Below are 18,417 nucleotides of genomic sequence, written 5' to 3'. Positions count from 1 at the left end.
CTCCGTCGGTGGGCGCAAAGCGCTCGGATGAGGTAAAAACAATTGCAAAGGAGATAATGATTATGGCAGAGATTAAGAAGGTTGTATTGGCATATTCCGGTGGCTTGGACACCTCCGTTATTATTCCGTGGTTAAAGGAAAACTATGGCGGCTGCGAGGTTATCGCTTGCTGTGCAGATATCGGCCAGGGGGACGATATGCAGGCTATTCACGACAAGGCCCTGCGTTCCGGCGCTTCCAAGTGCTACATCGCCGATCTCACCGAGGAATTCCTCACTGAGTATGTATGGCCTACTCTGAAGGCTGGTGCTGTATATGAGGGCAAGTATCTTCTGGGTACTTCCTTTGCCCGTCCACTGATTGCCAAGAAGCTGGTGGAGATTGCAAAGCAGGAAGGTGCTGACGCCATTGCCCATGGTGCCACCGGCAAGGGCAACGACCAGGTGCGTTTTGAGCTGACTGTAAAGGCTCTGGCACCAAATATGGCTATCATTGCTCCATGGCGTGAGTGGGAGCTCCTTTCCCGTACCCAGGAGATTGAGTATGCCAAGGCTCACAACATTGATATTCCTACTGACAACAAGAAGTATTCCATGGACAAGAACATTTGGCATCTTTCCCATGAGGGTTCTGATCTGGAAGACCCTTGGAATGCTCCAAATAATGAAATGTTCCTGGTTTCCAAGGCTCCGGAGGATGCTCCTGATAAGCCTGAGGAGCTGACTGTTTGCTTCGAAAAGGGTGTTCCTGTTGCTGTAAACGGTGAGCGCATGGGAGCTGTGGATCTTCTGAACAAGCTGAATGAAATCGGTGCCCGTAATGGCGTTGGAATCGTGGATATTTGTGAGAATCGTCTGGTTGGCATGAAGTCCCGTGGTGTTTATGAGAATCCGGGCGGAGCAATTCTCTACTATGCTCATCGTGAGCTGGAGTATCTGTGCCTTGACCGTGCCACCTATCATTTCAAGGAGGGTGTGGCTATCCGCTTTGGTGAGCTGGTTTACGATGGCATGTGGTTCTGTCAGCTTCGTGAGGCTCTGTCTGCATTTGTTGACAGCACCCAGGAGAGCGTTACCGGTACTGTTAAGCTGAAGCTCTACAAGGGCAACATTATGAGTGCCGGTGCCAAGTCCCCATATTCCCTCTATAATCAGGAATTTGTAACCTTCGAGGAGGACCATGTATACAATCAGGCTGATGCCGAGGGCTTCATTAATCTCTTCGGCCTCCCACTGAAGGTACGGGCACTTATGCAGGAAAAGGCAGGTAAATAATATGGCTGAGCAGCTCTGGGGAGGACGTTTTTCCAAGTCCACCGATGAGATGATAAATGATTTTCAGGCTTCAATAGATTTTGACAAGCGGATGTACACTGAGGATATAGCGGGCTCCATTGCCCATGCCACCATGCTGGCCAAGGTAGGCATTATATCCGATGGGGATCGTGATGCAATTATCGCCGGTCTGAAAGACATATACAAGAAGATAGAAGAGGGTAACTTCTCCTTTAAGGTGGCTCTGGAAGATATTCACATGAATATTGAAAAGCGCCTTACAGATGCCATTGGTGATGCCGGCGGCAGACTGCATACAGCCCGCAGCCGTAATGACCAGGTGGCACTGGACACCCATATGTTTATTCGCCGCCAGGTGGTGGAGGTCCAGAAGCTGATTTTGGATATGCAGAAGGCTTTGGTGGAGACGGCAGAAAAATACAGTGATGTTATTATGCCGGGATACACCCACCTCCAGCGGGCCCAGCCAATTTTGTTCTCCCACCACATGATGGCCTATTTCTCCATGCTGAAGCGGGATTTTGACCGCTTTACGGGGGTATATGAGCGCTGTGATATCATGCCTCTTGGAGCTGGGGCTTTGGCTGGCACCACCTTCCCTATTGACAGAAAATTCGTGGCAGAGCAGTTGAATTTTGACAATATTTATTCCAACAGCCTTGATGCGGTTTCTGATCGCGACTATATTATGGAATTTTTGTCAGCAGCCTCTATTTTGATGGTTCATCTGTCAAGGCTCAGCGAGGAAACAATCCTTTGGTGCTCCAGGGAGTTCTTTTTCATTGAACTGGATGATGCCCATTGTACCGGTTCCTCCATGATGCCTCAGAAAAAGAATCCTGATGTATCGGAGTTGGTTCGCGGCAAAACAGGCAGAGTGGTTGGTCACCTGATGGCTATGCTCAGCACTGTAAAGGGGCTGCCCCTTGCGTACAACAAGGACCTTCAGGAGGATAAGGAGGGTATATTTGATACCATTGATACCATCAAGTTCAGTCTGGTAGTATATGCCCGTATTATGCGGGGAATGAAGGTTCGCCCTGAGGTAATGCGCCGGGCGGTGGCAGAGGATTTTTCCAATGCTACGGATTTGGCGGATTATCTGGTAAAGAAGGGCATGCCATTCAGACAGGCCCATGCCGTATCGGGGAAGGCAGTTCATCACTGCATTGAGGAAAACAAGTGGCTGGCAGATATGTCCATGGCGGAGTTCAAGGAGCTGTCCGAGCTCTTTGAGGAGGATATTTACGATGCCATCAGTCCGGAGACCTGCGTAAAGAATCGCAACTCCTATGGCGGTACCTCCTACAGCCAGGTGGACATGCAGCTTAAGCTTGCTGCAGATATTATTAATAGTGAAACAACATTGGTGGAAGCCAAGGCTTTTAAACAGATTTCCGTGAGACTGTAAAGCCGGTGTACCGCATTGGTGCACTGTATGTTGTAATAAAACAATAGCGAGGCAGAGTTAATTCTCCGCCCCGCTTTTTGTTTTTATTATTTAAAAGTGTTATAATTATACAGTATCTGTGTTCGTGATGAACGTGGATTATTGTTGTTGTTTTTGGAGGCTTTTTATGAAGATAGAAGGTATGAATAAATCTGACTGGCTGATGCTGGTGCTTATTGTGGCGGTCTTGGCCATGACAAATTTCAGCGACTTGCAGACCATTGATTATGTGGTGATAGTCAGCGTTGTGGCATGGCTTATTATGCTTGGCATCAGACTCTATGTGGTCAATGTGCGCAATAAACGATAAGGTCGGTGACAAGGTGATTAAAAGAATATATAAATATCTCGCCGTAATGGTTATGACTCTGGCTATGCTGGTATCTGGCTGTAGTCAGGGGGCTGTTTCCGGCGGTGCCACTTCGGATAATTCAGGAAATTCAGCTGCGGCGGAGGCACAGGACCAGCCCGGGATTCAGGGGAAGCTTGTAGTCAAGGTCCTTGATGTGGGCCAGGGAGATGCCATTCTTATCAATACGGGGGAGCAGATTATCCTCATTGATACCGGTGACGACAAATATCGGGAGGAGAACCGCAAGAACGAGGAAAACACTCAGCTTTTTGCGGCACTTGACAAGGAAGGCATTACCCATATTGACAAGCTGATTATGACCCATGCCCATGCAGATCACATTGGCAAGGCGGCCAAGGTGATCAAAAAATATGGGGTTACGGAACTGATTCATAATGGTATCCCCTCTGCCAGCGCTGCTTTCCGCAATGCCTTAAAGGCGGCAAAGGCCCAGGGCACCAAGCAGATAAAGGTAAAGGCCGATGATGTGCTGGATTTTGGCAAGGGTGTTACCTTTACGGTACTTAGCCCAACTACTCAGATAATTGAGCAGGATACCAGGGATTTGCAGGCAGATAAAAAAGTAAATGTGAACAATGAATCTATTGTGGGCATATTAAAATTTGGGGATTTTTCCATGCTCCTTACCGGTGATGCGGAAAAGGACGTTGAAAAGGACATTTTGGCCAGATATGGTAAAAATATCAATTGTAAGGTGTACAAGACTCCCCATCATGGCAGCCACACATCTTCAAGCTTCAGCTACGTAAAGGCCATTCAGCCGGAATATGCAATTATTTCCTGTGGTGTCAATAATTCCTATGGACACCCCCATAAGGAGACAATGCAGACATTTAAGAAGCTGAATATTAATACTTTGGAAACTGACAAGAACGGCACCGTAACCGTTGAAACTGACGGAAAAACCTATTCTGTAAAGGGAGAGAGGTAAAATGATTTCAGGGTATGTTGACAGAATCGAAGAGGATCTGGCAGTAATCCTTTTAGGTGAGGATGAGTACCAGATTGAAATTCCCTGCAGTATGCTGCCAAAGGATATAAATGAAGGCAACTATATAATGCTGGAATTTAAAAAGGACAAGGCTTCAACCCAGGCGGCCCTAAAGGAAGCCATGGAGCTTATGGAAGACTGATAAGGAGCGAATGTCATTGAAAAAACTATGGTGTAAGTTGCTTATAATGGTTTGCTGTGTCGTGGGCCTTATGGGGGTCAGCTATGTGCCGGCCCAGGCGGCGGTGGTAAATCACACGTTAAATTATTTTCACTACAATACCTATAAAGATGGCGACGGACGAAACTGGGTCCGCATTGAAATGGGCATGAACAAAGGGAATTTGGAATACGAGGTGAGCCAAAACCCTGACAAACCATTTCAGCTGGTGGTAAAGCTAAATAACACCAACCGGGGAGATGTAAAGAAAAATATAGGTCTTGACCGTAAAATTGCCAGATACATGACGTTGAAAAATGATCATAGGGATATGGTGGCCACCATTGCGGTGACAGATAACCTGGAGGACCACGAATACAAGGTGTATACTGCAGAGGTGGATAAAAAGAACAGAAAGCCTTATCGGTTGGTAATTGAGATTGCGGCGGATAAGGGGTCGGTCAATAAGGCTGTGGGGGATGAACGACTAGATGGCGTAGAGGGACATACAGTAGTCATCGACCCGGGACATGGAGGCACTGATACTGGGGCCATAGGACCAAGCCGTGTAAAGGAAAAGAACATAACCCTTAAAATATCCCAGGATGTGGCCCGAATTCTCCAATTAAATGGTGCAAATGTGGTAATGACCCGTGACACAGATGTGGATGTATATGGTCCCAATGCCACAGACAAGCAGGAGCTTCAGGCAAGGGTAAATGTGGCCAGACGGCACCCGGATGCAGATATTTTTGTCAGCATTCACTGCAATGCCTTCACCAAATCTTCTGCCCATGGCACCAGCACATATTATTATGGCCACAGCTCCAGAGATTCTATGCTGTCCCAGCTTATACAAAATGAGATGGTGGCAGCAACAGGCCTTTATGACAGAGGGATTCACAGTGCAAATTTTTATGTGCTGAGAAATTCATGGATTCCGGCCACATTGGTGGAGACAGCATTTATTTCAAATCCTTATGAGGAGAATATGCTGGCCAGTGCAGATGTGCAGCACGCCATGGCCCTGGCAATATGCAAGGGAATAAGCAACTACTTCCGGCGTGTGGGAAGATAAGGGAGGATTCAGATAATGAAGATAAGGAAAATTATCGCAGTTATAATGATAATGGTTATGGCATTTGCTGTAGCCGGCTGCGATCAGGAGAATAAACAGCCGACTGACAATGGTAAAAAAACTGTGGTAGAAAACAATACTGAAAAACCGACAGAGGAAAAAATCACTGTGAAGATTTATTTCCCTAACAGTGATGCCACAAAGCTGGTGGCAGTAGACAAGACAGTTAAGCTGGCGGGCACCACCAAGTACAAAGCGGCCGTGGATGCTCTGATGGAGGGTACTGACGACAGCAAGCTAGCCACGGTGATACCAAAGCAGGCCAAGCTGCTGGGGGTCACAGTCAATGGTGACACCGCCAGGGTGGATTTCGACAAGGGCCTTGTAAAGCATTTCAATGGGGGCTCCACCGGTGAGGAATTTTTAGTGGGATCCATTGTAAATACCCTTACTGAGTTCCCTGAAATAAAGAAGGTTCAGATTACCATTGAGGGACGCAATGTGTATACCCTAAAGGGGCACATGGACATCAGCAAGCCTTTGGGGCGTATGACGGAAGTACTTAAATAAATTGTTAAAACATGGGGAGACACTTTTCATGATTGCTTGGGCAATTCCTAAAAGGTGTCTCTTTTTTTGTTTTATGGAGCAAAAGTCACATTTCTTTGGATAATAAAAGGTTTTTAGTAATAAATATAGAATACATAATTGTAGTATTGTTGATTTGAGTAACGAATGTTAAAGGTTAATTTATTTTATGGGAGGTATATCTATGGGCCTTATTAAAGCAGCTATGGGAGCCGTTGGCGGTACTTTGGCTGACCAGTGGAAAGAATTTATTTATTGTGACAGCATACCGGCTGATTTGCTCATTGTGAAAGGGCAAAAGAGAACCAGCAGTCAGGGGCGCAGCTCCAATACCAGCGCCGAGGACAATGTAATTTCCAATGGCTCTGTGGTGGCAGTAAATACCGGCCAGTGCATGATAATCGTGGAACAGGGCAAGGTGGTGGATATTTGCTCCGAGCCAGGTGAGTACAGATATGATACCTCATTGCAGCCATCAGTATTTACCGGGGGCTTGGCAGACAATGTAAAAGCTATCTTTGGTGAAATTGGCAAGCGTTTTACCTTTGGCGGAGATCCGGGGAAGGATCAGCGGGTATATTTTGTTAATACCAAGGAAATCATCGGCAATAAATACGGCACTCCAAGTCCTGTGCCATTTGAAACCTTTGATCCCCGCAGTGGCCTCAGCATGACGGTTTCCCTGCGGTGCTTTGGTGAATACAGTTATCGTATTACCAATCCAATTTTGTTCTATACAAATCTCAGCGGCAATATAAGTGATTCCTATTCCAGAGAGGAAATTGACAGCCAGCTTAAGTCTGAGCTGATGACCAAGCTCCAGACTGCTTTAGCCAAGCTGTCCGAAAAGGAAATTAAATACACCAGTATTCCGGGTCATGTGGATGAGTTGGCAGATACCTTAAACGATCTCCTCAGCCAGAAATGGCGTGACCTCAGAGGTATTGAGATCGTTTCCTTCGGTGTCAGCAGCGTAAAGGCCAGCGACGAAGATGAAGAAAAGATTAAGGACTACCAGCGTTATGCCAGCATGGGAAATATGCACATGGCAGGACTCCAGATGGCAGGCTCCACTGCTGACAGCATGAAAATGGCAGCTTCCAATGAGTCTGGTACTGGTGCCATGGGTGCCTTTATGGGCATGGGCATGGCCAACAATATGGGGGGCAATGCTGCAGCTAATATGATGCAGATGGGAGCAATGCAGCAACAGCAAGCTCAGCAGGCTCAGCAACCACAACAGCAGGCACCTCAGACTCCACCGCCTGCGGCAGCAGCTCCAACTGGGGATACCTGGAAATGCTCCTGCGGACATGAAAATACCGGCAAGTTCTGTACCCAGTGCGGTGCCAAAAAGCCAGAACCACAGGGCTGGACCTGCAGCTGTGGCAGTGTAAATCAGGGGAAATTCTGTCCTAATTGTGGTGCCAAGAAGCCGGCTGATGCACCTCTTTATAAGTGTGACAAGTGCGGCTGGCAGCCAGAGGATCCTCATCATCCGCCTAAATTCTGTCCTGAATGCGGTGACGTATTTGACGAAAATGACATTCAGTGAATATAGCCTTCCCCTTTGGGGAAGCACCCAATGGTACTAGGGCAAAGCCCGTCGGTGCCCTGATAATACCGGATGAGGTGTAGTTGAAATAATACATGATAGGGGGATGAATATGGCAGATACCTCGGTAAACTATAAGTGTCCAAGCTGTAGTGCACCTCTTGCCTATACTCCTGGTAGTGGCAGCAGGATAAAATGTGAATACTGCGAGGCGGAATTTACAGTAGAGGAACTGGAAAAGCTTTACGCAGAACAGGAAGCTGCGGCAGCTGAGGCCAATAAGGCCAAGGATGCAAAAATAGAGAAAAAGCAGTTTGAGATGGAAGCGGCAGGGGGAGCCTGGGATGCAGAAGAAATTGCCATCCTGAAGGCCATGACCTGTTCCTCCTGTGGTGCAGAAATAGTTTGCGATAACAATACAATGGCCACTGAATGTGTCTATTGTGGCAACCCTACCATGGTGCCGGGCCGTTATGAACAACAGCTTCGCCCTGATATGGTTATTCCTTTCCAAAGGAACAAGCAGGATGCCAAGCTTGCTTTTGCGGCATACCACAGGGGTAAATGGCTCCTACCAAGCAATTTTGCTTCCAAAGCCAGAGTAGAGGCCATTCAGGGTATGTATGTACCATATTGGCTCTTTAATGAATCCGTGGAGGCTGAGGCTGAGTACAGTGCCACCAAAACCCGCTGCTATACTGAAGGGGACTATGACGTTACGGAAACTGATCACTACAAGGTTCACCGCGCCGGTACTATGAATTTTTACAATGTACCGGTGGATGGCAGTGTGAAAATGGACGATACTTGGATGGAAAGTATTGAGCCATTTGATTATAGCCAGCTGGTTCCATTTAATACCTCCTATATGGCAGGCTTTTTGGCAGATAAATACGATGTTGATGCCAAGGAGGCCCTGCCAAATGCTGAGGTGAGAATTAAAGAATCGGCAGATGGAGTGCTGCGGTATACAGTGGATGGCTATGACTCCTGCAGTACCGAGCATTTGAGTGTCATCAGAACCGATGGCAAGGAACAATATGCCATGGCCCCTGTATGGATTTTGACCACCAAGTATGAGGACAAACCCTATACCTTCGTTATGAACGGTCAGACAGGCAAGCTGGTAGGTGAGCTGCCGGTGGATGAAAACAAGGCCAAGATGTATTGGGGGCTTGCAAGCCTCATTACATTGCCTATAACCTATTTCATCTGCAAGTGGATAGTGTTGATTATCATGGAAGCTATGGCGGATTAGGACAGGGGGCAGAGAAATGAAAAAGATATTTACGATTTTTATGTCCCTGTTGCTTTTACTTGCATTTTCCATGCCCGTCATGGCAGAGACTACCAAAGTAAAAAAGGTAACGAATACTGTAACCCAAACGGAAAAACAGGCCGATGTAAATACGGAGTTGCCTGATAATCTTGCAGCCGCCAGCGTCCATGATATGGAAGGGTTAATAACCCCTGAACAGGCGGCGGCTTTGGAGAAAAAACTTAATGGGATTGAGCAGAAGCACAATGTCCGGGCGGTTGTAATGACCATACCAAAGGATTCACGCACGGGAACTGAGAAGGGAATCAAGGCATTTGCTGATGATGTTCTCAACAAGTATTATCGTGATGAGGCACATAACAACGGCAGCATTATGCTGGTGATTTGTCCAAGTGCAAGAAAATGGTCTGTTACCACTGACAATAATATGCGCCAGCGCATCACCGATGAAAATGGTTTTCCGGCCATAAAGGAAGTATTTTTGTCGGAGATAAAGGACCATAAGGACGATTATAATGGGGCCTTTAACAATTATGCCGATAAGGTAGATGAATTGTTGAATTATTACGAGGAGGAGGGAGAGCCATGGGACCCAGCCAATGAGTTCAGTATTATGGGATTAATCCTTGGCGCACTGTGCTCCTTTGGATTGGGGTATCTGTTCGTCAGCTACTTGCGGGGCAAGATGAGCAACGTGCAGCATGTGAGCCAGGCAGATGATTATCTGGACCGCAACTCAGTGAACATTACCCATCAGTCTGATACATTCCTGCACACTACAGTAAGCAGGACCAAACGGGAAAGGAGCGAAAGCAGGAGCTCCAGCAGCTCGGGAGGCAGCAGCAGTAATGGTGGCGGCAGCGGCAGCTATTAAGTGAATAAATAGTAGACCTCATCCGTCAGCCTGCGGCTGACACCTTCTCCATAGGAGAAGGCTCTACCATAAGCCTTCCCCTTTGGGGAAGGGGGACCGTCGTAGACGGTGGATGAGGTTTTTCTTTTATTTTTTTCCACTTTTTACTTTCTTTGTGGTATAATTCTTCTGTTTGAATTAAATATAGGGAGAGATAAAAGTGGATTTGAGTTTTATGGAACTGATTAAGACTGTCATATTGGGTATTGTTGAGGGACTGACGGAATGGCTTCCTATCAGCAGCACCGGTCATATGATTTTGGTGGACGAGTTTATTAAGCTGGACGTTTCCAAGTCCTTTATGGATATGTTCCTGGTGGTAATACAGCTGGGGGCAATATTGGCTGTAGTTGTACTCAACTTTGACAGGCTGAATCCCTTTTCTGCCAACAAAACCAGAAGCGAAAAAAGGGAAACCTATCAGCTGTGGTTCAAGGTAATTTTCGCCTGCCTGCCGGCGGCTGTCATTGGACTTATGTTCAATAAGTACATGGAGGAGCATTTCATGACGGCTCCCGTGGTGGCCTTTACCTTGATTTTCTATGGTATTATGTTTATAGTGGTGGAAAACTATAACAAGAACCGCACTCCAGCAGTGACGGATTTGAATAAGCTGAGCTATAAGACAGCGTTCATTATTGGCCTGTTCCAGGTACTTTCCCTGGTGCCGGGAACTTCCCGTTCCGGTTCCACCATTTTAGGCGGTATTCTCTTTGGTGCTTCCCGATATGTGGCAGCTGAGTTTACCTTCTTTTTGGCAATACCGGTTATGTTTGGCGCCAGCCTTTTGAAAATTGTTAAGTTTGGTATTCATTTCACCGGGGCGGAAATGCTGATTTTGGTCATCGGTATGGCCACTGCCTTTGTGGTATCTGTTATTTCCATTAAGTTCCTGCTGAGATATATTAAGAACAACGACTTTAAGCCATTTGGCTACTACCGTATAGTTCTGGGTATTATTGTAATTGCGTATCTCCTGATGGTGGGTGACCCAACTCAGGGGTAATGGGGGGATAGTGTATGCGTTTTGTATCATGGAATGTTAATGGCCTTCGGGCCTGTCTGACGAAGGGATTTATGGAGTCCTTCAGGGATATGGATGCTGATGTGTTCTGCCTTCAGGAAACCAAGATGCAGGAAGGGCAGGCTATCCTTGATTTGCCAGGATACAAGCAGTTCTGGAACAGCGCGGAAAAGAAGGGATATTCCGGCACAGCTATATTTACCAGGGTGGAGCCAATAGATGTAACCTATGGAATTGGTATGGAGGAGCATGACCATGAGGGACGGGTTATCACCATGGAGTTTGAGGATTACTATCTGGTAACTGTTTACACTCCTAATTCCCAGAAGGAACTGGCCCGCTTGGATTATCGCATGACCTGGGAGGAGGCCTTCAAGGGCTATGTGTGTGGCCTGGACAAGAAGAAGCCGGTGATTATCTGCGGCGATTTAAATGTGGCCCACAAGGAAATCGACCTGAAGAATCCAAAGACCAATCATAAAAACGCCGGCTTTACCGACGATGAACGCCAGAAATTTACGGAGCTTCTTCAGGCCGGATTTACGGATACCTTCAGAAAAGTATATCCCGATGTAACGGGAGCTTATACGTGGTGGTCCTACCTCAGAAAGGCCAGGGCCAACAACGCCGGATGGCGCATAGACTATTTCCTTATATCCAACCGCCTCGATGATAAAATCGAGTCCGCCACCATTTATAATGAAATCTTCGGCAGTGACCACTGCCCAGTAGGTCTGGAACTGAAATAAAGTATTATGTTATAATCTACTCAAGTGAAAATATTTGAGCTGGAGGGATTGTATATGTTAAGACAACAGCTATCAATAATTTGCAGAATCTTTGTGGCAGTTATGATATTGTTTTTGGCACAAAATATCGGCTCCAACAGCGGTGAAGCTGCCATCTGGGGCAAGGAGTTTACCTATAGGGGCGAGGTGTACAGCATTGACAGCTTTCGCACCAGCGTAGTGGATTTTAATGCTTCCGGCAAGGCACTGGTTTCCTGGTGGCGGGTAGAAAAGCAGGATGGCACTTATTCCATTGAAAAATGGGCTTATAAGGGTAATCTGGCACGCGGCAAGGCCAAGGGCTGTATGCTGGCTATAGTAAAATATAACCCTGTGGGGGATATCGAAATGAGTGAGACCATTACTGATAATCCTGCTGAAACGGATTTTACAGTGGTATTTCCGGAATCTATTGGTGAGGAAAAATATCGCAGCGCAATAAAAGTTTATTGCGACAGACGGGGCATTGTTCAGGCCCAGGAAAATATATCCGAGGTCTGGAACTGAAATAAATAGTGCTGTGAGTATTATTATGGGGCGTTGCAACCAGAAGGTGCGACGCTCCATTTTTTATTCCATTCAGCATGTTTACAAATAAAAATAGTTGTGATATGAAACTATAATGTTTTGGCAAGACAAATTGTTTTCATGTTTTTTAAAATAGTATATTTTATTCAAAAGAAAGGTTGATAAAAAATGAAACACAACAGTGACGTAGCTATTACTTTTTCCATCAAGGATTATTTGGAGGGAATTAATCCTAAGAAGAACATTACCAACGTAAGAAATATGCTGGCCCGTCTTCCGAGCTTTTCTCCCTTCACGAGGAGCCTGCTGTAATAAAGAAGTTTGACATCTAAGGACAGATAGTCGTACATTTCTTATTGCAGAAAAGTGCCATTTGTGGTACAATTTCAAGCAGTTTAAGAATATAAAGACAATGAAGAAGAAAGTAATCTGTATGTGAAACCCCTAGCGAGCATGGGATGGTGGAAGCCATGCGGGAGTATCAGCTGATGAAAATCACTTCGGAGTAGCAGGTCAAAATGTATATATATGTAAATTTCTTAATATATATACAGAGTAGGCTGAGCCGGGATCTCCCGTTACAGAGATAGTATATGATGGTATACGAAATAGGTGGTATAGTGAAGTTGGACTTCATCCTGTTTTGGGGTGGAGTCTTTTTATTTTGCGTGATAGCCATGTCCTATTTCAAACCAAACAGGAGGTAATCAATTTGTACAACAAGGTTGACACAAACCTGAATTTCGTTCAGCGCGAAAGAGAAATCCTGAAATTCTGGAAGGAAAACGACATTGCCAAGAAATGTATTGATATCCGCGAGGGCTGCGATACCTTTACTTTCTATGACGGTCCGCCGACAGCCAACGGCAAGCCACACATTGGCCATGTTCTGACCCGTGTTATCAAGGATATGCTGCCACGCTATCAGTCCATGAAGGGCAAGAAGATTCTCCGTAAGGCCGGCTGGGATACCCATGGTCTCCCTGTTGAGCTGGAGGTGGAGAAGAAGCTGGGCCTTGATGGCAAGGAGCAGATCGAAAAGTACGGCATTGAGCCATTCATCAAGGAGTGCCGTGAGTCTGTGTGGAAGTACAAGAGCATGTGGGAGGAATTCTCCGACGTGGTTGGCTTCTGGGCAGATATGGACAATCCATATATTACCTACGAAAACGATTATATTGAGTCCGTTTGGTGGGCTCTTAATGAAATCTGGAAGAAGGGCCTTCTCTACAAGGGCCATAAGGTAGTTCCTTACTGCCCTCGCTGTGGTACCCCTCTTTCCTCCCACGAGGTTGCCCAGGGCTACAAGGATATTAAGGAGCGTTCCGCTATTGTACGCTTCAAGGTGAAGGGCGAGGAGAATACCTCCTTCCTGGCATGGACCACCACCCCTTGGACACTGCCTTCAAATCTGGGTCTGGTAGTAAATGCCGATGTGGATTACGTAAAGGTGAAATGCAACGGTGAGTATCTGATTTTGGCTGAGGCACTGGTGGAAAGCGTATTTGCCGGGGTGAAGTCCAAGGAAAACCCTGAGGAGGCTGTCAAGGTTGAAATCGTGGAGCGTTTCAAGGGTAAGGCTTTGGAGCGCAGGGAATACGAGCCTCTATATAATTTTGCTGAGGGCAAGATCAAGAAGCAGTGCTTCTATGTAATGTGTGACGATTATGTAACCACCTCTGATGGTACAGGTATCGTTCATACTGCCCCTGCCTTTGGTGAGGACGATGCCCGTGTATGCCGCAAGTATGATATGGACTTTGTTCAGTTCGTTGATGCCAAGGGCAGCATGACTGAGGAGACCAAGTGGCCTGGGGTATTTGTTAAGGACGCAGATCCGTTGATTCTTGATGATTTGAAGGCTTCCGGTGCCCTGTTTAAGGCTCCTAAGTTCGAGCATAGCTATCCACACTGCTGGCGCTGCGATACTCCACTGATTTACTACGCCCGTGAGTCCTGGTTCATCAAGATGACCGACGTTAAGGAAAAGCTTATTGCCAATAACAAGACCATTAACTGGTTGCCTGATTCCATTGGCACCGGCCGTTTTGGGGAGTGGCTGGAGCACCTTCAGGATTGGGGTATCAGCCGTAACCGTTATTGGGGTACCCCACTGAATATCTGGGAGTGCTCCTGTGGCTGTCAGCATTCCATTGGCTCCATTGAAGAGCTGAAGTCCATGTCCGACAATTGCCCTGATGATATTGAGCTGCACCGTCCATATATTGACGATGTAACCATTAAGTGTCCGGATTGCGGCAAGGAAATGAAGCGCGTACCAGAGGTTATTGACTGCTGGTTCGATTCCGGTTCCATGCCATTTGCCCAGTGGCACTATCCGTTTGAAAACAAGGAGATTTTTGAGGAGCGTTATCCTGCAGACTTCATTTCCGAGGCTGTTGACCAGACCCGTGGCTGGTTCTACTCACTGCTGGCAATTTCCACCTTGCTCTTTGATAATTCCTCATTTAAGAACGTAATCGTTCTGGGCCATGTTCAGGACAAGGACGGCAAGAAGATGAGTAAGTCCAAGGGCAACGCCGTTGACCCAATGGATGCCCTTAACAAGCATGGCGCAGATGCTATTCGCTGGTACTTCTACGAAAACAGTGCCCCTTGGCTGCCAAACCGCTTCCATGATGATGCGGTTCAGGAGGGCCAGCGCAAGTTCATGGGTACTCTGTGGAATACATACGCCTTCTATGTACTGTACGCAAATATCGATAACTTTGATGCTACCAAGCATGAGCTGGATTATGACAAGCTTTCCGTAATGGACAAGTGGGTTCTGTCCCGTCTCAATACCCTTATCAAGACCGTTGACAACAATCTGGCCAACTACAAGGTTACTGAGACTGCCAAGGCATTGCAGGAATTTGTGGATGAGCTGTCCAACTGGTATGTACGTCGCAGCCGTGAGCGTTTCTGGGGCAAGGAAATGAACCAGGATAAGATTAACGCTTATATGACTCTGTACACTGCATTGGTTACTGTTATTAAGCTGTCTGCTCCAATGGTTCCATTTATCACTGAGAGCATTTACCGCAATTTGGTTTGCAGTGTTGATGACAAAGCTCCTATTTCAGTACATCTTACCGACTTCCCAGTGGCAAATGAGGCATTTATTGATGCTGAGCTGGAGAAGAACATGGAGCTGGTACTGGAGGTTGTAGTTCTTGGCCGTGCTGCCCGTAATGCTTCTAATATCAAGAATCGTCAGCCTATCGGTAATATCTTTGTTAAGGCTGACAGCCAGCTGGATGATTTCTTCAAGGAAATCGTGGCTGGTGAGCTGAATGTGAAGCATGTTGAGTTCAAGGATGATATGGAGGAATACCTCTCCTATACCCTGAAGCCACAGTTCAAGGTGCTTGGTCCTAAGGTAGGCAAGCAGATTGGCGAGGTTAAGGCTGCTCTGGCAACTCTGGATGGTGCTGCTGCCAAGGAAGAGCTGGATAAGACCGGCAAACTGAAGCTGTCCTTAAAGAGCGGCGAGGTAGAGCTGATTCCTGAGGATATTGATATTACCATGTCCCAGACTGAAGGCTTTGCAACCCAGCGCTATGGCAAGGTTACTATTGCCCTTGAAACAACCTTGACTCCTGAGCTCGTTGAGGAGGGCTTTGTTCGCGAGATTATCTCCAAGCTCCAGACCATGCGCAAGGAGAATGGCTTCGAGGTTACTGACCGCATTACTGTATTTGCGGCCGGCAATGACAAGCTTACCGACATTCTGTCCCGCAATGAGGATATGGTAAAGAGCATTGTCCTCTGCGATGGCATTACTTATGGTTCCACTGATGGTTTCACCAAGGAGTGGAACATTAACGGTGAGAATATTACCCTGGGTGTAAAATAATATATAGTTAAGCCAAAAGCTTAATATGATGCCCCTGCTGTCGGAGTGTATACTCTGCTGGCGGGGGCTTTGTTTGTCTTTGCAGTTTACAATTTTTTGTATCTTGGTGTAAAATTTACATAGTGTTTAAAATTAAAAGAGAGTTTGGGGATATCAGTATGGAAGAATTTACAGTGGATTTAAGAAAGCTTAAGGAAACAGATAAAGAGAGGGCAGTCCGCCTGGAGCAGAAGCTCTTTACCCTGAATCACACCATGCCGCGTACGGATGAATATATGGCGGCAATTAAGGATATATTTGGTGACCGCTTTGGTGAGGGAAGCTATATAGTTGCACCTTTATCGGCGGTTTGTGCTGAGAATATTTCCATAGGAAAGAACGTCTATATTAACAGCAATTTTCTTGCCATGGCCCGTGGGGGCATTACCATTGAGGACCATGTACAGATTGCGGGAAATGTTTCTGTTCTTTCCAATAACCATGATCCTTATGAGCGTCAGATTTTGACATGTAAGCCGGTGGTTATAAAAGAGGCTGCATGGATTGGCGCCGGGGCAACGATCTTGCCGGGAGTTACTGTGGGAAAACACTCCATAGTGGGGGCTGGCTCCGTTGTTACAAAGGATGTGCCTGACTACAGCGTAGTGGTGGGCAATCCTGCCAAGGTGGTTAAGACCCTGGATGCGGATAAGTTCGTGGAGAAGGTTGACCCTGCTGTAATCAACAGCTATATGGGCAGCTACAACTTCCAGGGGGGCGAAACTGGATATTTCAGCATGATTCCTTACGGGGAAAAGGATAGTTTGGCTGAAATCAGATTTTTGGCACCACAGGGGGCAGAAAAGATTGCCTTTGATAATGGTGAGGTAGGCTGGAAGCTGGCTGATGGTACGGTTTTAAACCTGACCAGGGGACTTTTCACCCGCCGCCTTGGGGATGTGATAGAACCGGTTATCAAGAATCCAAATAAACCAGGTGAAATGATTGCCATAGCCTATGAAGTCACCGATGGGGATATGTCTTTGGAGGAAGAATGGTCATTTTTGGATGACTTCTGCTGATATAAATATTAGGTGGGGGTACTTATTTAATGGGTAAAAAACATTTTCGTATGGTGGACATAATCGCCAAAAAGCGTGATGGCGGTGCTTTGTCCAATGAGGAAATAAAATACTTTATCGATGGCTGTGTGGCTAAAACCATTCCCGACTATCAAATATCGGCATTGCTGATGGCCATATATTTTCGGGGCATGACGGATCCGGAGCTGGCTGAGTTTACTTTGGCCATGGCCCATTCCGGGGATATGGTGGATCTCTCATCTATTGAAGGCATAAAGGTGGATAAGCACTCCACCGGCGGCGTGGGGGATAAGTTTACCATGGCTATCGCCCCTATTGTGGCGGCCTGCGGAGTAAAAATGGCCAAGATGAGTGGCCGTGGGCTGGGCCATACAGGGGGGACGGTGGATAAGCTGGAATCAATTCCGGGCTATCGTACTTCTCTGGACCGTGAAGCTTTTTTAAAACAGGTGAATGATATCGGGGTAAGCGTCATAGGCCAGAGCGGAAATCTTGCCCCTGCTGATAAGATTCTCTACGCCCTTCGTGATGTAACGGGAAGTGTGCCAAGTATCCCCCTGATTGCTTCCTCCATAATGAGCAAGAAGCTGGCGGCTGGGGCTGATTGTATATTGCTTGATGTAAAATGTGGCAGCGGTGCCTTTATGAAAAACGAGGCTGATGCCATTACCCTGGCTGAGAAAATGGTGGCAATTGGCGAACACAACGGTCGACGCACTATGGCCTTTGTAACCAATATGGATGTGCCAATAGGTAATAATATCGGCAATGCTCTGGAGGTAAAGGAGATTGTTGATGTTTTGAATGATCGTGGCCCGAAGGGGCTGACCATGGGAGTTGTGGAATTGTCGGCAGCACTTTTGACCATGGCCGGCAAGGGAACAATGGATGAATGTATTGCCATGGTTAAGCAGCATATCGCTGATGGCAGTGCCCTGAAAAAGCTTATAGAAATGGCCAGGGCCCAGGGGGCCTATACCCCTGTACTGGAAGACAACAGCAAGTTCCCTGTGGCACCAATTTGCTATGAATTAAAATCTCCAACTGATGGCTATATTTTCGCCATGGACGCTGAGGCTATAGGAAATGCTTCTACCATGCTGGGGGCAGGCAGAGAGACTAAGGAAAGTGCCATAGACCCAACGGCGGGGATTGTTCTTTTCCGAAAAACCGGTGATAAGGTGAAAAAAGGGGATGTGCTGGCTAATTTGTATGCCTCGAAGCCAGAGCTGGTGGAGCCGGCAGCAGAAAGATATTTGGAGGCATTGACCTTCAGCCAGGACCAGCCACCTGCCATTAAGCTGGTATATGCAGTGGTTGACAAGGATGGCGTAAAAAAACTTTAAACAGTTGTCAGACATAAAACTAAAATATTTGGATTCCCGTCATAAATGACTTTATGGCAGGAATCCTTTTTGTTTTATAAATATTAATATTTTGTCACCAGAATATAT

The 18,417-nt window shown here is 46.6% G+C and carries 17 protein-coding genes; all 17 read left to right on the top strand.

Translation table 11 applies throughout. The annotated features are described in order from the left end of the window. Positions 1 to 59 precede the first annotated feature (59 nt). The 17 genes from T525_RS0101290 to T525_RS0101210 all read left to right on the top strand — a co-directional run bounded on the left by T525_RS0101290 (position 60) and on the right by T525_RS0101210 (position 18,309). Positions 60 to 1,274 (top strand): argininosuccinate synthase, encoded by a 1,215-nt coding sequence (locus T525_RS0101290; protein WP_156945502.1) that lies wholly within the window; start codon positions 60 to 62, stop codon positions 1,272 to 1,274. A gap of 1 nt (position 1,275) precedes the next feature. After that, positions 1,276 to 2,706 carry an argininosuccinate lyase gene (gene argH, locus T525_RS0101285; RefSeq protein ID WP_027405681.1) on the top strand — a complete coding sequence of 477 codons (1,431 nt, stop codon included), beginning with the start codon at positions 1,276 to 1,278 and terminating at the stop codon, positions 2,704 to 2,706. Positions 2,707 to 2,872: 166 nt separating this feature from the next. After that, positions 2,873 to 3,055, top strand: coding sequence for a hypothetical protein (locus T525_RS0101280; RefSeq protein WP_027405680.1), 183 nt, complete (start codon positions 2,873 to 2,875; stop codon positions 3,053 to 3,055). A 13-nt stretch (positions 3,056 to 3,068) separates the two neighbouring features. Continuing rightward, positions 3,069 to 4,049, top strand: coding sequence for a ComEC/Rec2 family competence protein (locus T525_RS0101275; RefSeq protein ID WP_198022576.1), 981 nt, complete (start codon positions 3,069 to 3,071; stop codon positions 4,047 to 4,049). A 1-nt stretch (position 4,050) separates the two neighbouring features. Continuing rightward, positions 4,051 to 4,251 carry a DUF3006 domain-containing protein gene (locus T525_RS0101270; RefSeq protein WP_027405678.1) on the top strand — a complete coding sequence of 67 codons (201 nt, stop codon included), beginning with the start codon at positions 4,051 to 4,053 and terminating at the stop codon, positions 4,249 to 4,251. A 16-nt stretch (positions 4,252 to 4,267) separates the two neighbouring features. Further along, positions 4,268 to 5,347: an N-acetylmuramoyl-L-alanine amidase gene (locus T525_RS13850; protein ID WP_198022575.1), complete on the top strand. Its 1,080-nt coding sequence runs from the start codon at positions 4,268 to 4,270 to the stop codon at positions 5,345 to 5,347. A gap of 15 nt (positions 5,348 to 5,362) precedes the next feature. Then, positions 5,363 to 5,917, top strand: a complete 555-nt coding sequence (locus T525_RS0101260) for a GerMN domain-containing protein (protein WP_027405677.1) — start codon at positions 5,363 to 5,365, stop codon at positions 5,915 to 5,917. Positions 5,918 to 6,119: 202 nt separating this feature from the next. Next, complete coding sequence (locus tag T525_RS0101255; protein ID WP_027405676.1) at positions 6,120 to 7,490, top strand: SPFH domain-containing protein; 1,371 nt, start codon at positions 6,120 to 6,122, stop codon at positions 7,488 to 7,490. A 112-nt stretch (positions 7,491 to 7,602) separates the two neighbouring features. Beyond that, complete coding sequence (locus T525_RS0101250) at positions 7,603 to 8,748, top strand: hypothetical protein (protein WP_027405675.1); 1,146 nt, start codon at positions 7,603 to 7,605, stop codon at positions 8,746 to 8,748. A 16-nt stretch (positions 8,749 to 8,764) separates the two neighbouring features. Then, positions 8,765 to 9,643, top strand: a complete 879-nt coding sequence (locus T525_RS0101245; protein WP_027405674.1) for a YgcG family protein — start codon at positions 8,765 to 8,767, stop codon at positions 9,641 to 9,643. Between the two features lie 214 nt (positions 9,644 to 9,857). Continuing rightward, positions 9,858 to 10,688, top strand: a complete 831-nt coding sequence (locus T525_RS0101240; RefSeq protein ID WP_037324829.1) for an undecaprenyl-diphosphate phosphatase — start codon at positions 9,858 to 9,860, stop codon at positions 10,686 to 10,688. Between the two features lie 14 nt (positions 10,689 to 10,702). Then, a complete protein-coding gene (locus T525_RS0101235; RefSeq protein WP_027405672.1) occupies positions 10,703 to 11,455 on the top strand; it encodes an exodeoxyribonuclease III in 753 nt (250 codons plus the stop codon). A 54-nt stretch (positions 11,456 to 11,509) separates the two neighbouring features. Further along, entirely contained in the window at positions 11,510 to 12,001 is a 492-nt protein-coding gene (locus T525_RS0101230; protein WP_027405671.1) for a hypothetical protein, read from the top strand. 189 nt (positions 12,002 to 12,190) lie between these two features. Beyond that, the gene (locus T525_RS16155; protein ID WP_156945486.1) at positions 12,191 to 12,334 is read left to right on the top strand and encodes a hypothetical protein; all 144 of its coding nucleotides are present in this window, start codon (positions 12,191 to 12,193) and stop codon (positions 12,332 to 12,334) included. Positions 12,335 to 12,734: 400 nt separating this feature from the next. Then, a complete protein-coding gene (ileS, locus tag T525_RS0101220) occupies positions 12,735 to 15,881 on the top strand; it encodes an isoleucine--tRNA ligase (protein WP_027405670.1) in 3,147 nt (1,048 codons plus the stop codon). 158 nt (positions 15,882 to 16,039) lie between these two features. Further along, positions 16,040 to 16,942, top strand: a complete 903-nt coding sequence (locus T525_RS15800; protein WP_072031604.1) for a DapH/DapD/GlmU-related protein — start codon at positions 16,040 to 16,042, stop codon at positions 16,940 to 16,942. Between the two features lie 29 nt (positions 16,943 to 16,971). Further along, complete coding sequence (locus T525_RS0101210; protein WP_027405669.1) at positions 16,972 to 18,309, top strand: thymidine phosphorylase; 1,338 nt, start codon at positions 16,972 to 16,974, stop codon at positions 18,307 to 18,309. The last annotated feature ends 108 nt before the right edge of the window (positions 18,310 to 18,417 follow it).

Source organism: Anaerovibrio sp. RM50, assembly GCF_000622005.1.
In the GTDB taxonomy this organism is placed as follows: domain Bacteria; phylum Bacillota; class Negativicutes; order Selenomonadales; family Selenomonadaceae; genus Anaerovibrio.
The sequence above is the reverse complement of the archived record's forward strand: the minus strand, read 5'-3'. Positions and strand labels throughout refer to the sequence as shown.

What these genes read in the sequence shown, in the direction of transcription:
- argH (WP_027405681.1), top strand. Translation starts at nt 1,276, where the DNA reads ATGGCTGAGCAGCTCTGGGGAGGACGTTTTTCCAAGTCCACCGATGAG.
- T525_RS0101280 (WP_027405680.1), top strand. Translation starts at nt 2,873, where the DNA reads ATGAAGATAGAAGGTATGAATAAATCTGACTGGCTGATGCTGGTGCTT.
- T525_RS0101270 (WP_027405678.1), top strand. Translation starts at nt 4,051, where the DNA reads ATGATTTCAGGGTATGTTGACAGAATCGAAGAGGATCTGGCAGTAATC.
- T525_RS0101260 (WP_027405677.1), top strand. Translation starts at nt 5,363, where the DNA reads ATGAAGATAAGGAAAATTATCGCAGTTATAATGATAATGGTTATGGCA.
- T525_RS0101255 (WP_027405676.1), top strand. Translation starts at nt 6,120, where the DNA reads ATGGGCCTTATTAAAGCAGCTATGGGAGCCGTTGGCGGTACTTTGGCT.
- T525_RS0101250 (WP_027405675.1), top strand. Translation starts at nt 7,603, where the DNA reads ATGGCAGATACCTCGGTAAACTATAAGTGTCCAAGCTGTAGTGCACCT.
- T525_RS0101245 (WP_027405674.1), top strand. Translation starts at nt 8,765, where the DNA reads ATGAAAAAGATATTTACGATTTTTATGTCCCTGTTGCTTTTACTTGCA.
- T525_RS0101240 (WP_037324829.1), top strand. Translation starts at nt 9,858, where the DNA reads ATGGAACTGATTAAGACTGTCATATTGGGTATTGTTGAGGGACTGACG.
- T525_RS0101235 (WP_027405672.1), top strand. Translation starts at nt 10,703, where the DNA reads ATGCGTTTTGTATCATGGAATGTTAATGGCCTTCGGGCCTGTCTGACG.
- T525_RS0101230 (WP_027405671.1), top strand. Translation starts at nt 11,510, where the DNA reads ATGTTAAGACAACAGCTATCAATAATTTGCAGAATCTTTGTGGCAGTT.
- T525_RS16155 (WP_156945486.1), top strand. Translation starts at nt 12,191, where the DNA reads ATGAAACACAACAGTGACGTAGCTATTACTTTTTCCATCAAGGATTAT.
- T525_RS15800 (WP_072031604.1), top strand. Translation starts at nt 16,040, where the DNA reads ATGGAAGAATTTACAGTGGATTTAAGAAAGCTTAAGGAAACAGATAAA.
- T525_RS0101210 (WP_027405669.1), top strand. Translation starts at nt 16,972, where the DNA reads ATGGGTAAAAAACATTTTCGTATGGTGGACATAATCGCCAAAAAGCGT.